The sequence below is a fragment of the Clostridium sp. OS1-26 genome (assembly GCF_030915445.1).
Lineage (GTDB): Bacteria > Bacillota > Clostridia > Clostridiales > Clostridiaceae > Clostridium_AM.
Genome location: NZ_CP133264.1, coordinates 3,179,997 through 3,204,513 on the forward strand (window position 1 = coordinate 3,179,997; position 24,517 = coordinate 3,204,513).

The following is a 24,517-nucleotide window of genomic DNA, read 5'->3' on the forward strand; positions in this document are numbered from 1 at the left end:
ATATATAGAACTTTTTATTGTGATATATGAAGTATATTATAAATTGTACCTTTTTCTGTTTTTACTTTCTCTAAATCATCAATAAAGTAAAATACAGTATATTTCCACTTATCTGGATTATATATAACTATATATTCTGTATTTTCAATTTTGGGAAGCTCTTCTTCTATTCTATCTTTAAAGTTATTTAAACTTCCTTGAGGCTCGATATCTCTTGTAATTTCAAATAGATATTTTATATCTGTAATTTTACAGGTTGTTTTATCAATTAAAGGTATTCCTATATTTACTTGTTGCCATCCAAAAGAATTTATTATATTGTCATAGAATCCATTAAATAAAAATTTATTTAGTCCGTCACTATCTTTCCAAAGATATAAAGGAGCATAACTATTCTGCAAATTATTATTTTCACCCTTTTTTGTTATCATATATAGTTTAAACTTTAAACCATAAAAGCCGTCTGTCTTATGGCCATTATTTTTAACTCTGGATCTTATTATATCCATATCATAGTCATTTGGTAATGTAATCTTGTACTGTATTGCTATCATTTGATAAACACTCCTTTTCCTATTCTTTATCTTTAAGTTTATTATATATGAGTTTAAGGTCTATGAATAATAGTTATAAATCATAGCAAATATCATTTTAAATAATACCCCAATTAATAAATATCAATAGTGAAAATGTGTTAAGATTATAATTATTACTAAGTAAAGAAGGTAATGAAAAGTGGAAAGTAATGATTTGAGAATATTTCAAATTGTAGCCTATGAAGGTTCTATTTCCAAGGCAGCTTTAAAGATGGGATATGTTCAATCAAATGTAACCCTTCGTATAAAGATGCTTGAGAAGGAATTAGGGACTACTTTGCTATTAAGACATAATAAAGGTGTTACTCTTACCGATAGCGGCAAAAAGTTGCTTACATATGCAGATCAGATTATTAGATTGATTAACGAAGCCGAATCAGCTTTTAAAGATAATTGCTGTAATAATTCTTTAAAAATAGGGGCAACTCAAACAATATCAGCTTCAGTAGTGCCTAAATGGTTAAGCAGGTATTCAGAAAAACACCCTGATGTAATATTATCTTTAAAAACAGATACTCAAAGAAAATTAATAGAACAAGTTGTCAGTGGAGAGCTTGATGGTGCGTTTATTAATGGTTCGTACAACCAAAGTAGTGTTAAATCAGTTTTTGCTTTTACAGAGGAACTAGCAGTCATATCTTCCATTGACAGTAAAGAAATAGATAAATTATTAGAAAAGCCTATTATTATAAACACCAATATTGATTGTCCTTATCGTGCTATTTTGGAAAAATGGGTTGTTGCAAACAAAGGAACTCCAAGCAGAATCATTGAGGTTGACTCGCTAGAAGCTATTATAAAGTGTGTAGCAGATGGCATGGGAATATCACTACTGCCCAAAAGTGTGATAAAAGATAATGACAGAGTATATATTCATGAATTAACTAATGAATTCAACGAGCTAATAATACACTTTATCAAAGGTAATAGTTTAAATATAAATCACCCAATTAATAATTTTATTAGTATACTCTATGGATAATGACCTTAAAATATTTGCAATACATAAACTACAGATAGACAGTTGACTTCAAGTTACATATAATAGTCAACTGTCTACACTTTTCTTATAAGTACCTTTGACAGAAAATGAAGATATTTTTATGCTAATTCACGCCATTTATTTTCCATTAAAGGTGGCACATAGTTTTTCATTTGTTTGATTAATTCTAAAGGAGTGTCTGAAACTGAAATAAGCTTAATATTTGATTCATTCATGAAACCTTCAGTACAAGTGTTTTTAATCATATGTAAAAGAGGGTCAAAGAAGTTTGATATATTTAATATGCCAATAGGCTTTTTATGAATACCAAGCTGAGCCCAACTAAGTACTTCAAATAGTTCCTCAAAAGTACCTAGTCCACCAGGAAGTGCTATGAATCCATCGGAAAGCTCAGCCATAGTTTGTTTTCTTTCATGCATATTTTCAACTTCTATAAGTTTAGTCAAATCTTTATGAACCATCTCACCTGAGAAAAGCCCTTTAGGCATAACTCCAATAACTTTTCCGTTATTTCTTAAAACTTCATTTGATAGCTCACCCATAAGACCTATTTTTGAACCACCATATACTAATTCAATTTTATTTTCAGCTAATATTTTGCCAAGTAGTTTAGCACTTTCTTTATATTCTGAACGGGAACCTAGATTAGAGCCAGAGTAGACACAGATTCTTTTCATAAATATTACCTCCAATACTTTTAGTTGTTGAATAACTTTTATAAAGCAATTATAATTAATGAAATGATATAAGTAAAATTAATATCTAGTATAGGAGGTATACTAAATTTTTATATGTATATTAATCTTGAACTTTACAGAATTTTTTATATTACTGCCAAATTAGGAAGTATATCTAAAGCAGCAAAAGAGCTTTTTACATCACAGCCAGCAGTTAGTCAGTCTATAAAATTATTAGAGGGGAAATTAGGTGGAGAATTGTTTTATAGAACTCCAAAAGGGGTTTCTCTTACCTTAGAAGGTGAGGTATTATTCAAATATATAGAGCAAGGCTATGGTCTTATGATGACAGCAGAAAGAAAATTTTTAGAATTAAAAAATCTTAATTTAGGTCAGATAAGAATAGCAGTATGTAGTGCAGTATGTAAATACTATCTAATGAAATATATAGAAATTTATAATTTAAACTATCCAAATATAAAAATTTATATTAAGGATAAGTCAAGCTATGAAATAGCAAAATCGCTAGAATCAGGTGAGATAGATATAGGAATTTTAAATATGCATGTAGAGAATAATAATTCTCTTAACGTCATTAAAAAATTTAAAATACAAGATTGTTTTGTAGTAGGAGACAAGTATAAAGAAATTTGTGAAAAACAAATATCTTTGAGGAATTTAGTAGATAGATGTCCTATCATTCTACTAGAAAAAGGTGGGAATACAAGGGATTATATAGATAATTATTTTAAATCACATGGAGTAGAAATAGCACCACAAATGGAGCTGAGTAATGTAGAGCTAATGATAGAATTTGCAAAAGAGGGTTGAGAGTTTCCTGTGTTATAAAAGATTACATACAAAAGGAATTAGAGCAGGAACAATTATATGAAATACCTATCAAAGAAAAAATCCCAGAGAGAATTATGGGCATAGCAATTAAAAAAGATATTCCTATGTCTTCAGCAGCGCAGAGATTCATTGAGCTTATTGAAGATTAGATTTTTTAAGAAGTGGGAAATTTAATTTTTGGATAAATATGAAGATAGATTAGAAAGTTAAGAAGTGCACTCCAACTATTTTGTTAAACAGTTAGAATGAACTTCAACTTTATAGCAATTTTTAAGTTTGTTATGCTTGAGGAATTGATACCTATTAATTTCATGCATGTCAAGCTGTATCTTTAGATTTACCACGGATAAATAAGTAAGCTATAGAGATAACAACAGAAATACCTAAAGCAACTAGCATCATTATAGCGGAAAAGTATGATCCAGTCATTAAGCAAAATGATGCAACCAGAACCACTGCATTCATATCAAAAGAAGTAGAAGCATGGCCTTTGGTATATCCCGTTTTGGATTTCTAACCTCCGATCGTTGAAATGTAAGGAAGGTTGTCCGCGAAGTACTATTTAGTTAATTGTTCAATGATATATTCAAAACCATATTTTCTATAATCATCCCAGAATTTATTACGACTTTCTGGAAACTTTATAGGTTCACTTAAACGTTGCTGTTCTGCGAGAGATTCTTCCTTTGGACGCTTTTCATATTTTAAATCTGCGCTGCATTTCTCGAAAAGATCAGCACCTTTTCTATTGTTAATTAAAATTACAGAGACACCTCTTTTATCCATCCATTCAGGAGCATATTTTTCAATTCCCCAGTAATCTGCAATGGTAATGTCCGATGCACGATGTATATCTGTAAATCGGCATTGTTCACAAGAAGGACGCATAATAGTCTTTTCTCCAAAGAAAAGTTTATAGAACCTTTCATCGTTATGGCTCTCTTCGCTGCTCATGATTCTCGGCTATCTTATGTAGCACATGAAATTCATCGTCAAAGTCAGCACCATAAACTACTCCACCTTCATGAAGTATTGCATCGGAAATTGCTGTAAAGGCGCCTCCAGATGTAGAATTCATTAAAACCTCTTCTGATTTATGTTTTGCTGAAATCTCCATAATTTAAAGCACAATGCGTCGAATTCAATCGTGTGAGTTCCTTAAAATATTTTTGCAGGCTAAGCCTTCGTAGATAATCATTAAAATCCAACCAATAGCTATGGCGTAACACACGCTTGAAATTCCTAAATAAGGTGCAAGAATATAGGATAATGTAACTCTTACAAAAATTTGCATGAGGGTTGCAATAAATGTTATACGCAGTTTACCGACACCCCTGAATAGCCCTTGAAAGATATTACAAAACCCTGAAAGTACATAGAAAATGGACATTAACTTTAAATATCTTACGCCTATTAATATAACTTCCCTTTCAGGACCGGAAATAAATAAATTCATAATTCTTTCGGCTCCACAAAACACAATGAGGGCAGCAGTAACACTATATGCAGTGATTATAATATTACTTTTCTTGTAGCCGTCAATTATTCTATCCAGCTTTCCACGGCCCTTGTTTTGAGCAGAATAGGTAGCAACAGATGAAGAAAAACTATCACCAGGTGCCAATACAAATGAATCAACTCTTGTTACAGAGTTGTAGGCAGCTATGGCATTTATTCCAAAAGAATTAACAACACCTTGAACCAAAAGCCTTCCAATATACAGGCAAGTCTGCTGTAGTGCTGTCACCCAACTGTACTGTATAGTCAGTCTTACTAGTGACTTGTCTATAACCAATTCCTTTCGATTAAGTTTTATTAGTGGAATTTTAATATAAACGTATACTATGCACAATATAGATGATACACCTTGTGCAATTACTGTTGCAATAGCCGAACCGGCAACACCTAACTTAAAAACTATGATAAGGATGATACATAAGATTCCATTAAGTAAACAGGAAACAATTAAGAAAATTAGGGGAGTTTTTGAATCTCCTATGGCCCTAAGTGCAGACGAGTAATAATTATATAGGAATGAAAAGATTAGTCCTCCAAATATTATTTTTAAGAATACATCAGCGTCATTTAAAATCTCTTTAGGAGTTCCAGTTATTATAAGAACCCATCTAGATAGAAGTATACAGGTAATAGATAATATTATAGTAAAAATTATTCCTACAATTAGAGCTGTAGAAACTTCCTTCTTTAAGACTTTATATTCTCCTGACCCAAAAAGTTGGGACATAAGTATGGAGGTACCCATACAGATGCCAAATATGAAGAAAAGTGCTATTGACATAATGGGATTTGAAACACCTACTGCGGCTAATGCATTCTTCCCAATAAATCTTCCCACAATTATGGCATCTGTTGTATTATAAAGCTGCTGAAATATATTGCCTAGTACCATAGGAATAGCAAAAGTTATTAATATTTTTGATGAGCTTCCTTCAGTCATGTCACCTTTCATGGGTTAACCCTCCAACATATTGTATAGCTTTGTTATATAACTACTATTTTAATTAAGTTTACGTTTCTACTAAGTTTAGTGATTTTTTAATATTGTACATGTATTTTTCTAGTTTTATCAGTTCTACTGATTTTTTTATAATTTCCATAACTTCAAATTGGTTAATTGGTTTAGTAATAAAATATTCAGCTCCTGATAGGTAAGCTTGAACAATAGTTTTTTTATCGTTTACATCAGAAATTACTATAATTTTTCCATTAAATTCAGCAATTAATCTACTATCGAAAGGTATCGGTGAGGTGATAATAAGAATATCAATATCTCTTAAATCTAACCAATAATTATCTGAAATAAATTTAGAATAACTACATTGGAGTATTTCCACACAATCATAGTCTTGAGCAATGTTAGATAAAGTTAAACTAGTAGTTTGATCATCATCAACAATAAGAATTCTTATTATAATCACCCCTTAACACACCATTTTACAGCCTTGTATTGATATATATTTTAAGTAAAGTTACCTTATAATTATTTTCCTTTAATGTTGCTCGCACATGACATAGCATGTTTGCCTGTACAGAACCATGAAATGAACTCTGTATCAGTTATTTTATTTTCTACTTTAGCTATATCAATTGCCTTTGAAATACTACAGTCCTTCGCTAGGTGAATTTTTTCTACTTTTTTTATGAAATCCCTCTTTGTCATTGTATCTCCCCCCGTAAAATTATAATAAAATCCTTACATAGTCAGGATTAATCTTAAACCTTTTTTGACTTTATTTTCTATCTCATGTATGATTATAACAAAGAATAATATATACAAAAAATACGTATATATTATTATACTTATACAAAAAAATGTATAAATCAAATCTATGGAGTGAGTAATTTTATGGATATTAAGCAACTCAATTATTTTCTTGCAATTGTTGAAGAAGGAAATATAACTAAAGCAGCTGAAAGATTACATATAGCTCAACCGCATCTTACACAACAACTAAAACTTATTGAAGATGAGTTAAAGGTTAAATTGATAGAAAGAACTACTCGTAAATTTCAGATAACCGATGCAGGAAAAAGATTATGGCATAGATCGAAACAGATGATGGAATTAATGGAATCGACAGTTAAAGAATTAAAGGATTTTAATGAAGGGTTGGAAGGAACGCTATCAATCGGAACTATATCCTCTTCCGGAGATATACTTTTGCCTCAGCGGATATGCAGTTTTAATAAAAAATATCCAAATATAAATTTTGAAATACGAGAAGGAAGCACAAGTGAAATATTAGAATTACTAAAAAGTGGACTAATAGAAATTGGAATTATACGAACTCCTTTGAACTCAGAAATTTATGAATCTATAAGCTTGCCTAGTGAACCAATGGTAGCCGCCAGTAGTGATAGTACCTATTGGGAGAGTAATGAAAAAGACATATATTTGAAGGATCTTGCAGATAAACCTCTTTTAGTGCACCGTAGATATGAAAAAGCGATAGTAGAATTATGTAATCAGGCGGGATTCGAGCCAAGAATACTTTGTAAAATTGAAGATACTCGCTCAATATTGTTACTGGCCAAGACAGGAATGGCTGTTGCTATCGTACCTAAGGATTGGATTGAACTTATTCCAAATGCGAAGTTAAGCTATAAAGAAATTAATGAACCGTCCTTAAACACAAGTACAACTATAATATGGATGAAAGATCAGTATTTATCTTCTATTGCTAAGCACTTCTTACAAACTTTTGAAATGTAGGAAAGACATTATGATTTTAGAAAATTAAGGCCTAAGTAAATTATATTCAACATATATTCCTTTTTTGATTGACACGATTGGTCTATAGTAATAGACTATTAATAAGTTAGTCTATAATTATAGACCAAAGGAGGGGGAGCATGGATAAATTTAATCTTTGCGAAAGTGAATACCGTTTTGCAAGCATTGTCTGGGAGAATGAGCCATTAGGCTCAGGAGAACTTGTAAAGCTTTGCAATGAAAAGCTTGGATGGAAGAAATCTACAACATATACAGTCTTAAAAAAGCTATGCCAGAGAGGAATATTAAGGAATCAAGACTCCATTGTTACTGCTATTGTAAAAAGGGAACAAGTTCAGAAATTTGAGAGTGAAAAGTTTTTAGAAAAAACATTCGGCGGATCACTGCCTCAATTTATTACAAGCTTCATGAGTGGTAAAAAGCTGTCAAAGACTGATGCTGAGGGATTGAAGAAGCTAATTGATAGCTATAAGGAGGAGTAGTGATGGAGCATTATGTACAAAATTTATTTTTGAGGGTGCTTAACATGAGCATAACTGGCAGCTATGCTATTTTGTTTGTTGTGTTTGGACGCTTACTTTTAAAAAAAGCTCCAAAGATATTCTCATATAGCCTTTGGTTAGTAGTAATGTTTAGGCTTATATGCCCTCTTTCTTTTTCAAGTACCTTTAGCTTTTTAAGGCCTATTGTCTCAAGTAATGGCAAAATGGAGCATGTTCCTCTAAATGTAGGTATGATGTCACAGCCTAAAGTAGATTTTGGAATAAAGGGAGCCAACAATGTAATTAACAGCTCTCTGCCTTCTGCTACACATGTTGCTAGTGTGAATCCAATACAGACTATCATATTTGCGATTTCAATAATATGGATTGTAGGTATGAGCATCCTTATTGTTTATGGCATTGTATCTTATTTGCTGCTAAAGAAAAAAGTTAGCACTGCCATGTTAATTTGTGATGACATTTTTGAGTGCGAAAAAATTAAGACTGCATTTGTACTTGGAATTATAAAGCCTAAAATTTATTTGCCAATGGGACTAGGAGAAAAAGAAAGAAGCTATATTCTAAAACATGAGCAAATTCATATAAAAAGATTTGATTATATTGTTAAGCCTTCTGCTTTTTTACTACTTTGCATACACTGGTTTAATCCACTCGCATGGCTCAGTTTCAAATTGATGAGTAATGACATGGAAATGGCCTGTGATGAAAAGGTGATTAAAGAGCTTGGCAGTGGTATAAAGAAAGATTACAGTACTTCACTTTTATCAATGGCAGTAGATAAAAAACTCATAAGTGGAAGTCCACTTGCTTTTGGAGAGAATAACACAAAAAGCCGTATAAAGAACGTGCTGAAATATAAAAAGCCAGCTTTCTGGATTTTAATTTTAGGAGTGGTTACAATTATTGTTATAGGCATAGGGCTTGTTTCTAATCCAATTAATAAGAAATCTGAGAATTTAGGAATAATTTCAGAAAGTGAAAAATTACAGAAAGGGACAGGAGGAGGAGTTGCAAATTCTAAGAATGTTTCTGTTCCACCTAAAAAGGAACCGTCACTTTTAGTAGAGGAAAATTTAAAGGTTATTTTATCCTCGCCACAAACATCCTCCAATCCAGATGACTATATTGAGGCTCATAGAACAGAGTATGGAGATATATTAAAATATGGTGGAGATGATGCACTAAATTATATGTTGTTACAATTTAAAAATGGCAATGTTAAAAATGATTTGCGCGGCCAGGTTATTATGAAGCTTTGTATAGCCCAATTAGGTCAAAGAAATGGTGTAGCAGATGAAAATCTACTGCCTACGGAATGGTATTCAAAGTTGAAAATAAAAAAAGAAACTAGGTTGCCTGATTTCTCTTATAGCGGCACTGATCCTATCGAAAAGTTGGTATATGAAACTGAAATGGAGAAGAATCAAAATATAAAAAATGACAGAACTTTTCTTGTTGTGGCACCTCATATTCATGGAAAGTATGAAGAAGGAAATAAGCTGAAAGTATTTGTTACTACTTATGCCGAAACCTATCAGCTTTTTGATAAAACTATAAATGAGCAAACAGGCGCCATAACTCCTGTTGCAATAACTTACATTAAAAATGCAGATGGTACTTATAAATTAGATAAATATGAACAGGCTAAGGATGGTGATGAGTGTGCTCCATCAATTAAAGCCTTTTGTACTATGCCTGTATCTGGGAAAAAAATATGGGGGCTTGCAGATAAAATTTTTAAAGAGAATGCTAATAATGAAGATATAATTAAATTACAGGAAGACAATTTAATTAAACATCTAAAAGCAAATGGGCAGACAGGGATATCAATAAGAAAAACAACAGGCGAAAAAGCAGGTAAACTAATTCAATTGACATAGTAATAATGTAGAGAAAGGCTGTGAAAATGTGTCACATATTTCAAATAGAGAAGCCTATAAGAGGTTAGAGGAAAGAATCAATAGATTTCCACAGGGAGCACCGCCATCAAAAACATTATATAAGATATTAAGTATGCTCTTTACTGAAAGGGAAGCTGAACTTGTAGCAATGCTGCCTATTAAACCTTTTACAGTTAAAACTGCAAGTCGCATTTGGAAAATGGATGAAGTTCAAGCTGAAAACATTCTCCAAGAGCTTGCTTCAAGAGCTATACTTTTGGATGTTGATTATGATGGGAAGAAGGAGTACTGTCTTCCACCTCCTATGATTGGTTTTTTTGAGTTTTCTCTCATGAGAACTAGAGGTGATATTGATCAGAAGACTTTATCTGAACTTTATTTTCAATATTTAAATGTAGAAGAGGACTTTATTAAAGATTTATTTTTGGGTACTGAAACAAGGTTTGGAAAAGTTTTTGTACAGGAAGGTGTTCTTTCAAATCAAAATCAGCTGGAGATAATGGATTATGATAGAGCCAGTAATGTAATTAAAAATGCCAAATTTATAACTGCGAGTATGTGCTTTTGCAGACATAAGATGGAGCATTTAGGGAAAGCCTGCAGTGCTCCTATGGATGTTTGTTTAACCTTTGGAGATAGTGCATATACTTTAAGCAAACATGGGTATGGTAGAGCTATAGAAGCAGCTGAGGGCTTAGAAATATTGAATATGGCATATGATTATAATTTAGTACAATGTGGTGAGAATGTTAGGGATGGATCAGTATTTCTTTGCAATTGCTGTGGCTGCTGTTGCGAAGGTATGCAGGCAATTAAACAATTTGGATATCTAAATCCTATTCAGACTACTGCGTTTCTCCCACAAGTTACGAAAGACAGTTGCATAGGCTGTGGTAAATGCTCAAAGGCATGTCCTATAGATGCTATAAAGGTTGATCCTCAATCTAAAAAAGCCAAAGTTGATGAAAATATATGTCTCGGCTGTGGCATATGTGTTAGAAATTGCCACAAAAAAAGCATATATCTTAAGCATAGAGAAAAGGAGATAATAACTCCAGCTAATACAACCCACAGGATAGTGCTGCAGGCTATTGAAAAAGGTAAACTTCAAGAGCTCATTTTTGATAATAAGGCATTATTTAGCCATAGAGCTATGGCAGCAGTTTTATCAGCTATTTTAAAGCTTCCACCTATTAAGCGAACTATGGCAAGCAAACAGATGAAATCAGTATATTTAGATAAATTATTAAGTAAAAAATATTAGAAATAAAATTTAAAACATACATTGAAATGAAGAAAAGGTAAATCGGGAAATTTAATATATAGAATAACCTTAGGAGGGATACAATGCTAGCAATCATAAATGGCTGCCTAAAGACAATTTCAAAAGGAGTCATAGAAAATGGAACGATAGTTATAGAAAACGGGAAAATTATTAAGTTAGGAAAGGATATCGATGTATCTAATTGTCATAAAATTATTGATGCTAATGGCAGGATTGTAACTCCAGGGATTATTGATGCCCATTGTCATGCCGGATTGTTCGAGAGCGGAGTTGGCGCAGAGGGGAATGATATTAATGAAAGTACAAACCCTGTTACTCCTTGGTGCAGCGCACGAGATGGTATTAATATGCAGGATAAAGCTTTTGAAGATTTTAGAAGGGCAGGAATTACTTCTGTTGGAATTGTTCCTGGCAGCGGAAATATTATTGGAGGAACAGGTCTCGCAGTGAAATGCATAGGAACCATTGTGGATGAAGCGATCATCAAGAATCCAATAGGCATGAAGGCTGCTCTAGGTGAAAATCCTAAAGGTCTTTATGGAAATAATAAAAAGCCGCCAGCAACACGAATGGGAAATGCGGCTATTTTTCGTGAAGCTCTCCAAAAGGCAAAGGACTATTTAGAAAAGAAAAGGGAAGCGGAGAATAAAAAAGAAAACATAAAGCAGGAAATGCAAAGTGAGGCATTACTGCCTGTTATCAAAAAAGAAATACCGCTTATCATTCACTGTCATAGACAGGATGATATTGTTACTGCCGTTCGAATATGTAATGAATTTGATGTTAAATTTGTTTTAGAGCATGTAACGGATGGATACTTAATTACAGATTTTCTAAAGAAACAAAACACCCATTGCGCTGTGGGACCAACCATTCATTATGCTTCAAAAGTAGAAAACAGAGCTAGAGATTTTAAAACCCCTATCTATTTTGAAAGAGAAGGAATTCCCTTTTCCTTTACAACAGATCACCCTGTAGTGGACGCTCGTAATGTTATATTAACAGCAGGTATTGCTGTTCAGTGGGGAATGAAGGAGGAAAATGCCTTAAGAGCTATAACCTTAAGTTCTGCAGAACATATTGGGATAGAGGATAGAGTAGGCGCACTAGAAGTAGGTAAGGATGCAGATATAGTAATATGGTCAGATCATCCTCTTGAGTTTATATCTTTTGCAGATATAACACTAATAAATGGACAGGTTGTTTATGAGAGGAAGGTGAAAGCATGCTAGTGATAAAAGGAGCAAAAATTTATCCGGTAACGAAACCAGTGATTGAGAATGGCATGATTATCATTGGAGATGATGGGAAAATAGGAGAGATTGGAAAAGAACTCTCCATTCCTGAAAATATTGAAGTCTTAGATTTAACAGGTAAAGTCATTATACCTGGACTTATAGATGCCCATTCTCATGTAGGAATTTGGGGAGATGGAGAGGGCAAGCCAGGTTATGATGGTAACGAATCCATGAAACCAGTTGCTGGTGCAGTAAGGGCCTTTGATGCCACAAACCCAATGCAAAACAGCTTTGAAGGAGCAAGAGAAGGAGGAGTTACAACGGTTCAAATTCTTCCTGGATCAGCTAACCCCATTGGAGGACTCGCCTTTGCCTGCAAGACCTATGGTACTATTATTGACGATATGGTAGTTAAGAATCCTACTGGATTAAAGGGCGCTACTGGTGAAAATCCTAAGAGGGTTCATGGACAATACAACAAACAATCTCCTGTTACACGTATGGCTGTAGCTTCTATTATTAGAAATTACTTTAAGGATGCAAAAGAGTATGGAGCAAGCAAAGAAAAGGCTAAGGCGGAAGGAAAGCCCTTTAAAATGGACATGAATCTTGAACCTGGGATTATGGTGCTGAATCGTGAAATTCCTTTCAGAGTGCACGCTCATAGACAAGATGATATCGTTACGGTAATAAGAATATGTGAAGAATTGAATATAGATTTTAGCATAGAGCATTGTACTGAAGGGCATTTAATTGCAGAGTTTTTAGGTAAGAAAAAGATTACTGCTATGGTGGAGCCTGGTATTTTGCCCTCTACGAAAGTAGAAACAGCCAATAGTTCAGAAGAAAATGCAGCTATTCTCGCAAGGAATGGAGTAAAGGTATGTTTCGTCACAGATCATCCTTTCCTTAACTGTCGCTACTTACTTCCATTTGCAGCAGTAGCCTATAAGAATGGTCTCCCCTTTGATGACACCCTTAAAGCTCTAACGATTCATCCCGCTGAAGCCTTGGGTATTGAGAATAGAGTAGGTTCTTTAGAAATTGGTAAGGATGCAGACTTTGTAATCTTAGGCGGAGAACCTTTTACTTTAAAGGGAGCCGTTGAAGAAACCTATATTGAAGGTAGAAGGGTTTGGAAACGTGAAGTATTGTAATGATACTATAAAAAAGAAGTTCAAAAGTATATTGATTGCAAAAATAGAAAAATAAGGTATAATGAGACTGCTTATCTGGGCGACATTATTTAGGAGGGTACATTAAATATATTTATAATTAATAGTATAGTAGAAAATAAAGTCACCAATATACTCGTTACGGAGAACCTCCAGATTATTGAGGTTCTCATTTATTTTTCTTGCGAAAAGCATCAAATAATAAATTTAAATTAAAATGGATAAAATCCTGCTGATCAAGTGAATAATGATTTGTAAATGTTTTACCCGATAAAGAAAGCATGTGAAAAAATCCTGTTATTAAAAATTCAGCAGAATAGGTTGCCTTCATTGTATTAAGATCATTTCGGATACTTCCATCTGCTTTTCCTTCATCAATGACTTTTGCCACTTCTTGTGCGACTAATTCAGAGGCTTTATTAAATTCTTCTCGCTTATTTGTATTTTCTTTATTAGATTTGATATAGCCAACATAATTCATTAAGTGGAAGGAGCTAGGGAAATCCTGATAGAATCGATAATATGCGGAACCTAAAAGCTGAAGCTTTTCAAAACCAGTATTCTCTTTTTTACTTTCCTTCTGAATATAGCATAGAAGTCTTTTAAATCCCCTAATCACCACTGCGAAATATAAATCTTCTTTATCAGCAAAATATTGGTAAACGGTCTTTCTAGTGAATTGGGCCTCTTTGGCTATTTCTTCCATCGAAGCTCCGTTATAGCCCATTATAGTAAATATTTTTTCTGCAGCATTTATAATATCCTCTTCTCTTGCTTGTTTTTCTTTTTCTCTTCTAGTAATTGAGTTAACCAAATTTTTCCCTCCTAACTTGACAATTATAGAGCACAAGGTGTATACTTTGGTTACATGGTGTAACCTTAATACACGCTACGTATATTATGAGTTTATAATATTATGTTTTATATGTCAAGGAAGAGGAGATGAAGATATGAAAAAAGATATTAAGGTTGTTGGGGTGATAAGCAGTGCAAGATTTAACGGCAATACCGCTACACTTGTTAGGGAAGCACTTAAGGGTGCAGAGGAAGAAGGGGCATCAGTAACGGAAATTTTTCTTCCAAAATACAAGCTTGAATTTTGCACAGGATGTTTAACTTGTACAATGGAAGGGAAGTGTCCTATTCTTGATGGCTTTGAAGAGATTAGAAAACTTATTTATGAAGCAGATGGAATTATTTTGGGTTCTCCAACCTATGGTATGGAGTATAACGCAATTATGAAGTGCTTTTTTGAGCGACTTGGACCTTATACGTTGTATGCCTCTTTGCTTGGAGGAAAGTATGGCGCTGGAATATCTACATCATACAACAGAAATGCAGTAAAAAAAGTGGCGAAGAGCCTTACTGGCATGTTTAAATTTGGAATATTCGAAAGGAGTTACGTCTCGGGATTTTTAGGAGTTTATACGATGGTTAAGGGAGTTGAAAAGAAAGTTTGTGAAAGCACTGATGATTTGAAGAAGGCTCATGCGCTGGGAAGAAAAATTACAAGAGATATAAAAAGTAGCAATAAATATCCTTTCCAGAATTTAATTCTGAAATTGGTTACTGCACTTTATATAAAACCTATTTTTCAAAAGTATATTTTGCAGAATAAAGAAGAAAAAGAACGTGCTACGTATAACAGTCTTTTGCAAAGAGGTTTGATTTAAGAAAACTTTTAATACAGAATAAAAGTTTGTCTGAGAGGTGGAATGCATGAAAATAACTGATAACGTTTATGCTTTAGAGGCAACAAAAGAATATATGTGCGTATAGCAAAGATAAGAGGATTGGAGATATAAAGATTACCCCTACTCCAGGGCATACTCCGGGACATACTTGTATACTTTATAAGGATATCTTATTTGCAGGAGATTTGGTAGATTCAAGAAAAGGAAAATTGAGATCTTATCCCAATATGAACTGGGATGAAGCTGTACTTATGGAATCTATCAAAAATATATCTCACTTTCCATTCAAATGGGTATGTCCGGCACATGGAATACCGGTGGTAGAAAGAGGTGACTAATGGGAAATGATGTAATATCTAATAAGTTTTCTATTAAGGAAAAAAATTTATCATTGGTATAAGTTTTATTTTAGGTATGAGGCAATTTGGAATGATGTTAGTTATGCTTTTTATGCAAAACTATCTTAATATTTATTTTTGCATGAGCACTACAAGGAAGCGGAGCAATTAATTCGGCAGCTCTATCATGGACGGGAGATAATATTGGTAGTAATAAAATAAATATGTTTATTAATACTATAAAAATTAAATGGAGGGGTTAGCTATGAATAATGAGGGTACAGTTTTAATCACGGGTGCAACTAGTGGAATAGGATATGAACTTGCTCAAATATTCGCTTTTCATAAATATAATCTTATCTTAGTTTCAAGAAATACTGGAAAACTTACTGAATTGGCAGATAAATTAGCAAACGAATATAATATAAAAATTGATATAATTGGACAGGATTTGTCTCAGCAAGGGGCTACAAAAAAATTAGCTTTGGTAAAGGAGTAGGTGACAGTCACATGAGCATGAGTTATTGATAAGTTTTATTTAAAAAGTCCTAAGTAAAAAAGTCTACGTTATACTTGTTACGGTGAACCTTATCATAAATGATGTAGACTTTACTTAGAACCATTGATATCTGATTTGGCTTGTTTTATTCACAATTTGTAATATACAAAGTATAAGCTCCACGTTCTCTATTAATTTTCACTATATATTTTGTTCCGTCTAGCATAAAAGTTATTGGTTTCATGGTACTTACAAATATGATTTTCTTTTGATTTTCATTTGCCCAATTCTGAACCGTGTCTACAATTGTCTTTCCAGAAGGAATTGTAGTACAATCCTCCAGATCAATTACCCAAGATTTCGATGTTAGAAAATATTTTTTAAGCTTATTCATTATTTTCATAGTAATTAGATCTCCTTAAGTGCTACTATTTTTTATTTTTGAAATCATATTATGGAATTCTAGTGTATACACTAGAATTCCCACTAGCGTATAGTATTGACCCAACTTTACCATATACTGAATATTGTTCATTTTTATTTTAGCTGGAATTCCATATTCCAGAATTTCAAGAGAAAGGTGATTTTTTTTACAATAATTACTGATTTCCTCCATAAACATATCTTCTGTCTTAGGTCTCGCTGGCAGATCTTCTACTAGCACCCGACTATAGTATTCTAACCCAGAATTCAATTCATTAGCTATCTTCTTCATATACAGGTAATCCAGAAACCAAACTAATAGCAATGCTGCTCCGTTTGCCACAACTATATATCGAATAACCTGAGGAACCCAATGAGCACAAACCATAAAAATTATACTAAGCATACATATCCAGTAAATAGCAGCAGTGCCTGAGAGTAGATGGAATTCTTTTTTTCTAAGAGTGCTTCGATATACCATCCATTGGATAAACATACCCAGCAGACAATAAAAAGCGATGATTGGAATAAGGAAAGTCCCAACAACTTGCAGATGTTGCATATCCCGAAGGATTAGCAAATCAATAAGCATACTCATAAATAGTATCAGTGCTAGGAAAAGTCCTTTCACTGTAATTTCTCTTCTATCTTCCTTTGTCATGAATTTCTACCTCCAATCTTTGTTCTGAGAAGTCGGAGATATTTTCTGGAAATATACGTCTCCTCACCGTTATAAAATGTTGCTTTCATCAGCCCGTTTGCCAGAGGGCTGTAATATTCTACCTGTTTCAGATTCATTATGACTGATTTGGAAACCCGGACAAATTGCTCCGGAAGCATTTTTTCAAGTTCATAAAGCCGCTTTTTAGCTTCATATACCTTGCTGCCAGTGTGCACGAACAATATCTCCTGAATAGTTTCAATATATAAAATGTGTTCACAAGAAATAAAATATCTCTGTTCTCCAATAAAACAAGGAACCGTTATAGTCTGATAAATACCTTTTTCAATTATTTCCTGTAATTTCATAATTCCAGGATGGTTTTGACAAATCTTTAAGACTGCACATTCCTCTTCTGGAGAATTTACATACCGGATTTCTACGTTCATGGGCATCATCCTCCTTTTCTATATAATACCTGTATTTCCATAGAATATCTACACTTTGCAGGTTAGTGGTCTGAAATCCTAGGTAAGTGGACGAAGGTATGATTTTTAGTCAAATCTAAAGTATTCAACTAAAATTATTTTGAAAAATTGCATATAGCAATTCTTTTAAGTATATTTTACTTAAAAAGAGATTTAAAATATGAAAAAAATGTTTGTATAGTAATTAAAATTACTATTAGCAGTTAATTTGGTCAATATAATGACTTAATAACTTTTAAATGATAAAATACATTACATATAGCAGGAGGGTTGAGATATGGATGATTTGGATATTAAGATTATAAATATTATTAGCAATAACGCAAGAATACCTCATGAAGAAATAAGTAGAATTCTTCACATCTCAAGGCAAGCAATTCATCAAAGAATAAAGAAGCTGGAAGAAAATGAAATAATAAAAGGTTATAAAAGTATCATTGACTGGACTAAATTGGGGGAAGGTACTAGAGCATATATTTATGTAAAGGTAAATATGTCAAATTATAAAGAGGATATACAACAATATGTTAATATTGATGTACCTAATGTACTTATAGAAGAATGTCAAAGAATCCATGGTGATTGGTGTATAGTGATCAAGGTTAGGGCAAAGTCTACATCAGACATCACAAATTTCATTGATCAATTATGGAAAGTAAAATCTACTATAGACACGTCTACAACATTTATTTTATCAACAATAATTGAGGATGGTGTAAAGTAATAATTGAATGAAGGGATGAGAATTAATGAAATTTAATAAAATCGTTTGTATTGATAAAACGGGATTAGAATCTTGGGCAGTTGAAGAACTAAAGAAATACTCTATTAAACCTATTGAGATATTTGATGATTATCCACAAAATGATAACGAAATTATTCATAGAATAAAAGATGCTGATTGTGTGCTTGTATCTTGGAATACGCAGATAAGTAAAGAGGTAATTGAAACATGTAAGCAGGTGAAATATATTGGAATGTGCTGTAGCCTTTATGATGAAAATTCCGCAAATGTTGATATTAAAGCTGCAAGAGCAAATAATATTGAAGTTCAAGGAATTAGAGACTATGGGGATGAAGGATTAGTTGAATTTATAATTAGTGAATTAATAAGATTACTAAAGGGTTTAGGTGAACATCAGTGGAGAAATGAACCTGTGGAGTTAACACAAAGAAAAGTTGGAATAATTGGAATGGGTACAACGGGGAGAATGTTAGCAAAAATAGCATCTACTTTTGGAATGAAAGTTTATTATTTCAGTAGAAATAGGAAATTGGATATTGAAAAGGAAGGGATAGAATATCTTTCACTTAATGAGCTGCTAAAAATAACAGAAATTATATCAATTCATTTACCTAAAAACACAATAATACTTGGTGAAGATGAATTTTCTTTATTTGGTAATGGTAAAATATTGATTAATACTTCTTTGGGTACTCCATTTGAAGTGCCAGCATTTTTGGAATGGATACAAAGAAAAGGAAATTTTGTAATATGTGATGAAGATGGTGCCGGAAGTTTTAAAAAGGAATTTGAAAAATACTCTAATATAATCTTATCTAAAAAAGTAGCAGGTTGGACGAAAGAAGCAAGACAGAGATTATCCAATAAAGTTCTACAAAATATTGAAGAATTTTTAAAGGAATTTCATGCTTAATAGTCATGTATCTGGGTAACACAGAGTAAGCCATTATAAGAAATCAATAATAAAGAATATGTATTCTTTATAATGGCTTATTTATAGAGTATTTTTAATATAAATCAATAACTTCCAATGCTCTTTTCTTAATTTCAGAGATAGCTTCAATAGGTTCAATAATTTTAATATCTTTACCATATCCAAAAGCAAATTCTATACCTTGCAGCACAGAATCAAATTTTATATTGAGATAAATTTCATTTTCTTTAAACATAGTTTTACTTATAGTTATAAATTGCCTTTCTTTTATATGATTTAAGATACTGGGACTAACTTTAAAGGTAAAAGTATATTTAGGAATTAAATTTTTAAAATTACTAGTGGAGTTTTTCCAATAGGTTTTTAAATTAAAGTCGTATGGTCTAATAAACGTGTCATTCATTAATGAAGCAGATTCAATAGAAGTCACTTTATATGTTTTAATAATTTCCTTATCTGCTGCGACTAAATACCAAACACCACGTTTGCAAACTAATCCAAGTGGGTTTATTGCTATTTCTTTTGTTTCATCTACTTTCCTATATAATAATTTCAATGATTTTGAGTTCCATACAGCATTTTGTAATATAGAAAGAATATCTATATCTAGGCTAATGTTAGGCTCATTCCAGGTATACATATCTATATAAATATAATTTTGAATGTTTTCCAATTCCTCTATTTGATTATGTGAAGAATTTCCTAAAATTTTAAGCATTGTAGAATACTTAAGATCTTCAATGCCTAAATCCTCAAAAATTTTATCACCAGTTGGAATTAATAAAGAGAAAAGTTCTTTTTTATTTATTCCTGTAAGGGAAGTTTTATAGTCTCCTAGAAGCTTTATGCCACCATTTATACCTTTATCAGCAAATATAGGTACTCCAATACCGCTAAGAATATCAATATCCCTATAAATAGTTCTTACGGAAACCTCAAGTTTTTTTGATAATTCGGAAGCAGTCAATTTTTTATGCATTTGTAATAACATTAATATAGAAATTAATCTATCTGCTCTCATAACTTTCCTCCTATTATATGACATTAGATGTCAACTATTATAGTCTATAATTAATTAAGTATCAAACAATAATATTTATAAACTATGCAAAACCTAAAAATATTTTAGATAATAAGGAGGAATTTAATATGAAAAGAAAAATAATTTTAAATTTAGCAATAAGTCTTGATGGATATATAGCATCAGAAGATGGCAGATTCGATTGGATAGTTGGGGATGGAGATGATACATTAAATACTAAAAATAAATTTGATTTTGGTAAATTTCTAGAAGATATAGATATAGTAGTTATGGGTAAAAATTGCTATGATCAAAATATGCATGATGATTTTAAAAATAAAAAGGTGTATATAGCAACATCACAACAAATTCAAGATCGAGACAATCTAAGCTTTATTAGTGGTGATATATGTAAGGTAATTCAGGAAGAAAAAGAAAAGGATGGCAAGGATATATACTTATTTGGCGGTGGAGTTCTTGTAGATAGCTTTATTAAGGCTGATATTATTGATGAATATATAATAGGAGTAGTTCCTACAATACTAGGAAAAGGTAGACCTCTATTTTTAGAGAATAATCCAACAATAAAACTACATCTAAAAGAGTATGCCGTAGATAATGGTATTACAATTTTAAAATATATAAAAAGATAAACTTAGCATGCATATCTTACGCCAATAAACCCCTCGACAGCGATGTCGAGGGGTTCTTCTTAACTTTCTAACTCAGTTTAGTCTTATGCAGACATAAAAAATATCATTGACTTAAAACCAAGACAATGATAAAATTATACATTATAAATATAGTACCTCAATTTTATCATATCATATCTAAAACAAAAAGTCAATATAAAATTTAAAAAAATTAGGGGGGTTAATTTGTGAAAAATTATCTTATGTCTACTTCAAATTCTATAATAGCTAAACAAACATTTATAGAAATTCAGCAAATTAACGAAAAGACTTTAGAATATGGATTAAAACTTTTAGAGAAAGATATAAAAGCACTTATAGAAACGAGAGATGAAGCTTTAAGTAGTAATGGCAGAGTGGAATTTGGCGGAGGTATAATAACAAAAATCATTTCCAGCTTTTGCGATTCGCCTTATATTTTGCAAAATAATTATTCTGAAACTATAAATGACCTTATAGAAACTTTTTATTATTATAAAAATGAAACGATGGAAGAGATAAGTGATGACAAGTTAATTGAGTTGATGAAGAAGTATTTTGATAATAGATGCCAGGGAGATTTAGAACTCCTTAGATATAAATACTTGGATAAAATAGCTCATAATATGAAGTATGGAGTGGTTGATTATTTAAATATGGATGAAGACATGGAGAGTGATGAGAAGGGAGATGAGGAATAATGGATAATTTTATTATAAATAAAAAAGATGCCTTTGAAAATTTATTAAGTAAAAAACATTATTTTCAAACCCTTCTGCAGGTGCTTCATTCAAATAATTTATTAAACATAAGAGATATTGAGAGTATTCAACTTCAAGTGTTAGATATCTTAAAAGAAACGGTGGACTATTACACAAGGAATAAAAGTTCTTCCGTTAGGGTGGAAATTGCAGAGCAGATTATGTTGTCTATTTGCTATACACTGGGATTATTTTTAAAGAATCAATCAACAATAGAGGAAAGTATAACTTTAATTAAAAAGAAGGAAGTAATGTATTTATTTTCTCAGGGTGAAAAGATATTAAAGGCTAAGGTAGATAAATGTCAAAGATTATATCAGATTGTAAAGGAAACTAGATTACAAACAGAAAACTATGCCTATATAGATACCATTGATTATGGAATTCCATTATTTTTTAAAGAGTATGATATTAGATTTGCAAGGCATGAAACTCCAGGTTCTATAGATTATCCACTAGCTATTGACGAAAGGGATTTAGTAGGAATTGAATATATAGAGGATTACTTAAATAAAATAATTCTTGAAAATAAATTCTGTTCATACTTTGATGGTTCAGAAATTGAAGCTTTATTAAAAGGCTTTAACAAAGACTCTAAGCACATGTTAATTAATATATTTCAGTTAGTTCTTGTTAACTACCTAGGGTGTATTCTAATAGGAAAAGAAGGCAGGTCCTTAGAGATAACTAAAGGAGATAGAACATATCTTAAAGGTATCATGGAAAACTTATCTCAAGCGGAGTTTAGGAGATTGATTTTTGGGGTGACAGAAAAACTTTGTCAGGAACTCTTTATTAAGGATAAAAACCTTACCGAATATATAAACAGGACTGTTTGCAAGATTGCACCTGAAATAAAAAGGCATATTGAAACTAACACTTTGGAAAATATATTTATCACTTTAAGCAAGTCAGAGGAAAATCTACTTAAATATGAAGATGGAAAAAGCTTAGATGACAGTAGATTTAGAAACATAACCGAAGAGATTAGGAATTGTAGTAGAGTAGAAGATAAAATAGAGATTATTAGAGAAGAATTTCACAGCTTAAGGGATCTGATGGATGTATTTAGTTCTGATTGTATATTTGATGATGAATTTATTGATATTTTTAAAGCTCTAGAGGATTTTGAAGTAGCGCTATTAATTAAGAGTATTTCTAATGATAAAGTTCTTGATATTGATTATGGTACTGAAAGTGAGAAAGAGTGGCATGAAAAGTTTAACAAATATTTAGAAAGCTTGGATGATACGAAAAAAAGAGAAATAATTAGAATATCTCAGGAGATTAGTATGTAAATAAAGAAAAATCTTCTATACGTACCACAAATGATTGAGTTTTTTTATATTTAATAAGTATTTTTGTCATAAGGATTAACTTGTAGAAGTTAACCCTTATTTTTTTGATGCTCAGAATTGCTATAAATAATAAGCTCCCACCATGAGAACGAGCTAAATTTATGGAGAAGGAGGAGTTAAAAATATAACAAAGTATTCTTTATGACCATAATATGTTTTTAAAGTTCAAAATATTTTAATACTCAGAGGTTGATGTTATCATTTACACATAGCAAAACAAACGATTACACAAATTAATATAGAATATTGAAAGGAAGATATAAAGAATGAATTATTTTGAAGAAAGCTTAAAATTGCATGAACAAAATATAGGAAAAATAGAGATAAAATCAAAGATAGGAGTTGCAACAAGAGATGATTTAAGTTTAGCTTATACTCCTGGAGTTGCAGAGCCATGCAGAAAGATTCATGAGAATGAAGAAAACGTGTACAAGTATACTTCAAAAGGAAATATAGTTGCAGTAGTTACAGATGGAACAGCAGTATTGGGACTCGGAGATATAGGACCTAAGGCTGGACTACCAGTTATGGAAGGTAAAGCAATCTTATTTAAAGAGTTTGCAAATGTTGATGCCTTTCCAATATGCCTAGATACAAAAAATGTGGACGAGATAGTGAAAACTGTAAAGCTTATAGCGCCAGGGTTTGGCGGAATTAATCTAGAAGATATTGGAGCTCCAAGATGCTTTGAAATTGAAGAAAGATTAAAGAAAGAACTTGATATACCTGTATTCCACGATGACCAACACGGAACTGCAATAGTTGTTCTTGCAGGAGTAATAAATGCTTTAAAAGTGGTTAATAAAAAAATAGAAGATATAAAAGTTGTTATAAATGGTGCAGGAGCTGCAGGGACTGCTATAGCTATACTATTACTTTCTTCAGGAGTAAAGAATCTAATTGCATGTGATAAGGTTGGTATTCTTTACAGAGGAATAGAAAATGTAGATGACGCTAAGAAGGAACTTGCAAAGGTAACTAATCCAGATAACATTAAAGGAACCTTAGCTGATGCATTAGTAGGTGCAGATGTATTTATAGGAGTTTCAGCACCAGGAATAGTAAGCCAAGCTATGGTAAAAGCAATGAATAAGGATTCTATATTATTCGCTATGGCAAACCCAACCCCAGAAATAATGCCAGATGATGCAAAAGCAGCAGGGGCAAGAGTAATAGGTACAGGACGTTCAGATTTTCCAAATCAAGTTAATAACGTGTTAGCATTCCCAGGAATATTTAGAGGAGCGTTAGATGTTAGAGCAAAAGAAATTAATGAAGAAATGAAAATAGCAGCAGCTAATGCTATAGCAAATAGCATTAGTGATGAAGATCTAAATGAGGATAACGTAATACCAAGTGCATTAGATAAAGAGGTAGCTGCAAATGTAGCAGAAGAAATTATGAAAGCAGCTAGAGCAACTGGTGTAGCAAGATTATAA

Annotated in this window: 29 protein-coding genes and 1 pseudogene; 17 read left to right on the forward strand and 13 right to left on the reverse strand. The window is 32.0% G+C overall.

Annotated elements, in window-relative coordinates; translation table 11 throughout:
- Nucleotides 1-14: 14 nt before the first annotated feature.
- Nucleotides 15-554: a DUF4865 family protein gene (locus RCG18_RS15510; RefSeq protein WP_308036948.1), complete on the reverse strand. Its 540-nt coding sequence runs from the start codon at nucleotides 552-554 to the stop codon at nucleotides 15-17.
- A gap of 181 nt (nucleotides 555-735) precedes the next feature.
- On the opposite strand from RCG18_RS15510, the gene RCG18_RS15515 reads away from it, so the two are divergent.
- Nucleotides 736-1,578, forward strand: coding sequence for a LysR family transcriptional regulator (locus RCG18_RS15515; protein WP_308036949.1), 843 nt, complete (start codon nucleotides 736-738; stop codon nucleotides 1,576-1,578).
- A gap of 119 nt (nucleotides 1,579-1,697) precedes the next feature.
- On the opposite strand, the gene RCG18_RS15520 is transcribed toward RCG18_RS15515, so the two are convergent.
- On the reverse strand, nucleotides 1,698-2,276 hold the full coding sequence (locus tag RCG18_RS15520) for a TIGR00730 family Rossman fold protein (protein WP_308036950.1): 579 nt from the start codon (nucleotides 2,274-2,276) through the stop codon (nucleotides 1,698-1,700).
- Nucleotides 2,277-2,390: 114 nt separating this feature from the next.
- Here RCG18_RS15520 and RCG18_RS15525 point away from each other — a divergent pair.
- Nucleotides 2,391-3,277: pseudogene (locus tag RCG18_RS15525) on the forward strand (LysR family transcriptional regulator).
- Nucleotides 3,278-3,446: 169 nt separating this feature from the next.
- On the opposite strand, the gene RCG18_RS15530 reads toward RCG18_RS15525, so the two are convergent.
- The 6 genes from RCG18_RS15530 to RCG18_RS15555 form a co-directional block, all read right to left on the reverse strand.
- A complete protein-coding gene (locus RCG18_RS15530; protein WP_308036951.1) occupies nucleotides 3,447-3,593 on the reverse strand; it encodes a hypothetical protein in 147 nt (48 codons plus the stop codon).
- Between the two features lie 93 nt (nucleotides 3,594-3,686).
- A complete protein-coding gene (locus RCG18_RS15535; protein ID WP_308036952.1) occupies nucleotides 3,687-4,082 on the reverse strand; it encodes a Coenzyme F420 hydrogenase/dehydrogenase, beta subunit C-terminal domain in 396 nt (131 codons plus the stop codon).
- Nucleotides 4,060-4,245 carry a coenzyme F420 hydrogenase/dehydrogenase beta subunit N-terminal domain-containing protein gene (locus tag RCG18_RS15540; RefSeq protein WP_308036953.1) on the reverse strand — a complete coding sequence of 62 codons (186 nt, stop codon included), beginning with the start codon at nucleotides 4,243-4,245 and terminating at the stop codon, nucleotides 4,060-4,062. The genes RCG18_RS15535 and RCG18_RS15540 overlap by 23 nt, the downstream gene beginning before the upstream one ends.
- Nucleotides 4,246-4,269: 24 nt before the next feature.
- Nucleotides 4,270-5,598, reverse strand: a complete 1,329-nt coding sequence (locus RCG18_RS15545; protein WP_308036954.1) for an MATE family efflux transporter — start codon at nucleotides 5,596-5,598, stop codon at nucleotides 4,270-4,272.
- Nucleotides 5,599-5,656: 58 nt separating this feature from the next.
- Nucleotides 5,657-6,067 carry a histidine kinase gene (locus tag RCG18_RS15550; RefSeq protein WP_308036955.1) on the reverse strand — a complete coding sequence of 137 codons (411 nt, stop codon included), beginning with the start codon at nucleotides 6,065-6,067 and terminating at the stop codon, nucleotides 5,657-5,659.
- 62 nt (nucleotides 6,068-6,129) lie between these two features.
- Entirely contained in the window at nucleotides 6,130-6,309 is a 180-nt protein-coding gene (locus RCG18_RS15555) for a hypothetical protein (protein ID WP_308036956.1), read from the reverse strand.
- 186 nt (nucleotides 6,310-6,495) lie between these two features.
- Between RCG18_RS15555 and RCG18_RS15560 the strand changes: the two genes are divergently transcribed.
- The 6 genes from RCG18_RS15560 to RCG18_RS15585 all read left to right on the forward strand — a co-directional run bounded on the left by RCG18_RS15560 (nucleotide 6,496) and on the right by RCG18_RS15585 (nucleotide 13,467).
- Nucleotides 6,496-7,362: a LysR family transcriptional regulator gene (locus RCG18_RS15560; RefSeq protein WP_308036957.1), complete on the forward strand. Its 867-nt coding sequence runs from the start codon at nucleotides 6,496-6,498 to the stop codon at nucleotides 7,360-7,362.
- A 140-nt stretch (nucleotides 7,363-7,502) separates the two neighbouring features.
- The gene (locus RCG18_RS15565; RefSeq protein WP_308036958.1) at nucleotides 7,503-7,865 is read left to right on the forward strand and encodes a BlaI/MecI/CopY family transcriptional regulator; all 363 of its coding nucleotides are present in this window, start codon (nucleotides 7,503-7,505) and stop codon (nucleotides 7,863-7,865) included.
- A gap of 2 nt (nucleotides 7,866-7,867) precedes the next feature.
- Entirely contained in the window at nucleotides 7,868-9,766 is a 1,899-nt protein-coding gene (locus RCG18_RS15570) for a M56 family metallopeptidase (protein ID WP_308036959.1), read from the forward strand.
- Between the two features lie 28 nt (nucleotides 9,767-9,794).
- Nucleotides 9,795-11,051 carry a 4Fe-4S dicluster-binding protein gene (locus RCG18_RS15575; RefSeq protein WP_308036960.1) on the forward strand — a complete coding sequence of 419 codons (1,257 nt, stop codon included), beginning with the start codon at nucleotides 9,795-9,797 and terminating at the stop codon, nucleotides 11,049-11,051.
- Between the two features lie 83 nt (nucleotides 11,052-11,134).
- On the forward strand, nucleotides 11,135-12,304 hold the full coding sequence (locus RCG18_RS15580; RefSeq protein ID WP_308036961.1) for an amidohydrolase: 1,170 nt from the start codon (nucleotides 11,135-11,137) through the stop codon (nucleotides 12,302-12,304).
- Complete coding sequence (locus RCG18_RS15585; protein WP_308036962.1) at nucleotides 12,298-13,467, forward strand: amidohydrolase; 1,170 nt, start codon at nucleotides 12,298-12,300, stop codon at nucleotides 13,465-13,467. Before RCG18_RS15580 ends, RCG18_RS15585 begins: the two co-directional genes overlap by 7 nt.
- Before the next feature lie 187 nt (nucleotides 13,468-13,654).
- Here RCG18_RS15585 and RCG18_RS15590 read toward each other — a convergent pair whose 3' ends face one another.
- The gene (locus tag RCG18_RS15590; protein ID WP_308036963.1) at nucleotides 13,655-14,299 is read right to left on the reverse strand and encodes a TetR/AcrR family transcriptional regulator; all 645 of its coding nucleotides are present in this window, start codon (nucleotides 14,297-14,299) and stop codon (nucleotides 13,655-13,657) included.
- Between the two features lie 136 nt (nucleotides 14,300-14,435).
- On the opposite strand from RCG18_RS15590, the gene RCG18_RS15595 reads away from it, so the two are divergent.
- The 3 genes from RCG18_RS15595 (at nucleotide 14,436) to RCG18_RS15605 (ending at nucleotide 16,016) form a co-directional block, all read left to right on the forward strand.
- A complete protein-coding gene (locus tag RCG18_RS15595) occupies nucleotides 14,436-15,158 on the forward strand; it encodes a flavodoxin family protein (protein WP_308036964.1) in 723 nt (240 codons plus the stop codon).
- A gap of 134 nt (nucleotides 15,159-15,292) precedes the next feature.
- Nucleotides 15,293-15,517 carry an MBL fold metallo-hydrolase gene (locus RCG18_RS15600; RefSeq protein WP_374119145.1) on the forward strand — a complete coding sequence of 75 codons (225 nt, stop codon included), beginning with the start codon at nucleotides 15,293-15,295 and terminating at the stop codon, nucleotides 15,515-15,517.
- Between the two features lie 265 nt (nucleotides 15,518-15,782).
- Nucleotides 15,783-16,016: an SDR family NAD(P)-dependent oxidoreductase gene (locus RCG18_RS15605; RefSeq protein WP_308036966.1), complete on the forward strand. Its 234-nt coding sequence runs from the start codon at nucleotides 15,783-15,785 to the stop codon at nucleotides 16,014-16,016.
- A 145-nt stretch (nucleotides 16,017-16,161) separates the two neighbouring features.
- Here the strand turns inward: RCG18_RS15605 and RCG18_RS15610 are convergent, their stop codons facing one another.
- The 3 genes from RCG18_RS15610 to RCG18_RS15620 are packed head-to-tail and all read right to left on the reverse strand — an operon-like array spanning nucleotide 16,162 to nucleotide 17,549.
- Entirely contained in the window at nucleotides 16,162-16,419 is a 258-nt protein-coding gene (locus RCG18_RS15610; RefSeq protein ID WP_308036967.1) for a DUF4318 domain-containing protein, read from the reverse strand.
- Between the two features lie 15 nt (nucleotides 16,420-16,434).
- Nucleotides 16,435-17,100, reverse strand: a complete 666-nt coding sequence (locus RCG18_RS15615) for a DUF4318 domain-containing protein (protein WP_308036968.1) — start codon at nucleotides 17,098-17,100, stop codon at nucleotides 16,435-16,437.
- Complete coding sequence (locus RCG18_RS15620; protein ID WP_308036969.1) at nucleotides 17,097-17,549, reverse strand: LytTR family DNA-binding domain-containing protein; 453 nt, start codon at nucleotides 17,547-17,549, stop codon at nucleotides 17,097-17,099. The genes RCG18_RS15615 and RCG18_RS15620 overlap by 4 nt, the downstream gene beginning before the upstream one ends.
- Nucleotides 17,550-17,865: 316 nt before the next feature.
- Between RCG18_RS15620 and RCG18_RS15625 the strand changes: the two genes are divergently transcribed.
- Complete coding sequence (locus RCG18_RS15625) at nucleotides 17,866-18,312, forward strand: Lrp/AsnC family transcriptional regulator (RefSeq protein ID WP_308036970.1); 447 nt, start codon at nucleotides 17,866-17,868, stop codon at nucleotides 18,310-18,312.
- A gap of 25 nt (nucleotides 18,313-18,337) precedes the next feature.
- Nucleotides 18,338-19,246 carry a D-isomer specific 2-hydroxyacid dehydrogenase family protein gene (locus RCG18_RS15630; protein WP_308036971.1) on the forward strand — a complete coding sequence of 303 codons (909 nt, stop codon included), beginning with the start codon at nucleotides 18,338-18,340 and terminating at the stop codon, nucleotides 19,244-19,246.
- Between the two features lie 94 nt (nucleotides 19,247-19,340).
- Here the strand turns inward: RCG18_RS15630 and RCG18_RS15635 are convergent, their stop codons facing one another.
- Nucleotides 19,341-20,288, reverse strand: coding sequence for a WYL domain-containing protein (locus RCG18_RS15635; protein ID WP_308036972.1), 948 nt, complete (start codon nucleotides 20,286-20,288; stop codon nucleotides 19,341-19,343).
- A gap of 128 nt (nucleotides 20,289-20,416) precedes the next feature.
- Here RCG18_RS15635 and RCG18_RS15640 point away from each other — a divergent pair, with 128 nt between their 5' ends.
- From RCG18_RS15640 to RCG18_RS15655, 4 genes are all read left to right on the forward strand, one after another.
- Nucleotides 20,417-20,941 (forward strand): dihydrofolate reductase family protein, encoded by a 525-nt coding sequence (locus RCG18_RS15640; protein ID WP_308036973.1) that lies wholly within the window; start codon nucleotides 20,417-20,419, stop codon nucleotides 20,939-20,941.
- A gap of 227 nt (nucleotides 20,942-21,168) precedes the next feature.
- Nucleotides 21,169-21,660, forward strand: a complete 492-nt coding sequence (locus RCG18_RS15645; RefSeq protein ID WP_374118909.1) for a DUF6323 family protein — start codon at nucleotides 21,169-21,171, stop codon at nucleotides 21,658-21,660.
- The gene (locus RCG18_RS15650) at nucleotides 21,660-23,018 is read left to right on the forward strand and encodes a DUF6179 domain-containing protein (RefSeq protein ID WP_308036974.1); all 1,359 of its coding nucleotides are present in this window, start codon (nucleotides 21,660-21,662) and stop codon (nucleotides 23,016-23,018) included. Before RCG18_RS15645 ends, RCG18_RS15650 begins: the two co-directional genes overlap by 1 nt.
- 326 nt (nucleotides 23,019-23,344) lie before the next feature.
- Entirely contained in the window at nucleotides 23,345-24,517 is a 1,173-nt protein-coding gene (locus tag RCG18_RS15655; RefSeq protein WP_308036975.1) for an NADP-dependent malic enzyme, read from the forward strand.

Coding starts and splice junctions, on each gene's coding strand:
- RCG18_RS15510 (WP_308036948.1), bottom strand. CDS start 554: ATGATAGCAATACAGTACAAGATTACATTACCAAATGACTATGATATG.
- RCG18_RS15520 (WP_308036950.1), bottom strand. CDS start 2,276: ATGAAAAGAATCTGTGTCTACTCTGGCTCTAATCTAGGTTCCCGTTCA.
- RCG18_RS15530 (WP_308036951.1), bottom strand. CDS start 3,593: ATGAATGCAGTGGTTCTGGTTGCATCATTTTGCTTAATGACTGGATCA.
- RCG18_RS15535 (WP_308036952.1), bottom strand. CDS start 4,082: ATGAGCAGCGAAGAGAGCCATAACGATGAAAGGTTCTATAAACTTTTC.
- RCG18_RS15540 (WP_308036953.1), bottom strand. CDS start 4,245: ATGGAGATTTCAGCAAAACATAAATCAGAAGAGGTTTTAATGAATTCT.
- RCG18_RS15545 (WP_308036954.1), bottom strand. CDS start 5,598: ATGAAAGGTGACATGACTGAAGGAAGCTCATCAAAAATATTAATAACT.
- RCG18_RS15555 (WP_308036956.1), bottom strand. CDS start 6,309: ATGACAAAGAGGGATTTCATAAAAAAAGTAGAAAAAATTCACCTAGCG.
- RCG18_RS15560 (WP_308036957.1), top strand. CDS start 6,496: ATGGATATTAAGCAACTCAATTATTTTCTTGCAATTGTTGAAGAAGGA.
- RCG18_RS15565 (WP_308036958.1), top strand. CDS start 7,503: ATGGATAAATTTAATCTTTGCGAAAGTGAATACCGTTTTGCAAGCATT.
- RCG18_RS15570 (WP_308036959.1), top strand. CDS start 7,868: ATGGAGCATTATGTACAAAATTTATTTTTGAGGGTGCTTAACATGAGC.
- RCG18_RS15580 (WP_308036961.1), top strand. CDS start 11,135: ATGCTAGCAATCATAAATGGCTGCCTAAAGACAATTTCAAAAGGAGTC.
- RCG18_RS15585 (WP_308036962.1), top strand. CDS start 12,298: ATGCTAGTGATAAAAGGAGCAAAAATTTATCCGGTAACGAAACCAGTG.
- RCG18_RS15595 (WP_308036964.1), top strand. CDS start 14,436: ATGAAAAAAGATATTAAGGTTGTTGGGGTGATAAGCAGTGCAAGATTT.
- RCG18_RS15605 (WP_308036966.1), top strand. CDS start 15,783: ATGAATAATGAGGGTACAGTTTTAATCACGGGTGCAACTAGTGGAATA.
- RCG18_RS15610 (WP_308036967.1), bottom strand. CDS start 16,419: ATGAAAATAATGAATAAGCTTAAAAAATATTTTCTAACATCGAAATCT.
- RCG18_RS15615 (WP_308036968.1), bottom strand. CDS start 17,100: ATGACAAAGGAAGATAGAAGAGAAATTACAGTGAAAGGACTTTTCCTA.
- RCG18_RS15620 (WP_308036969.1), bottom strand. CDS start 17,549: ATGAACGTAGAAATCCGGTATGTAAATTCTCCAGAAGAGGAATGTGCA.
- RCG18_RS15625 (WP_308036970.1), top strand. CDS start 17,866: ATGGATGATTTGGATATTAAGATTATAAATATTATTAGCAATAACGCA.
- RCG18_RS15630 (WP_308036971.1), top strand. CDS start 18,338: ATGAAATTTAATAAAATCGTTTGTATTGATAAAACGGGATTAGAATCT.
- RCG18_RS15635 (WP_308036972.1), bottom strand. CDS start 20,288: ATGAGAGCAGATAGATTAATTTCTATATTAATGTTATTACAAATGCAT.
- RCG18_RS15640 (WP_308036973.1), top strand. CDS start 20,417: ATGAAAAGAAAAATAATTTTAAATTTAGCAATAAGTCTTGATGGATAT.
- RCG18_RS15650 (WP_308036974.1), top strand. CDS start 21,660: ATGGATAATTTTATTATAAATAAAAAAGATGCCTTTGAAAATTTATTA.
- RCG18_RS15655 (WP_308036975.1), top strand. CDS start 23,345: ATGAATTATTTTGAAGAAAGCTTAAAATTGCATGAACAAAATATAGGA.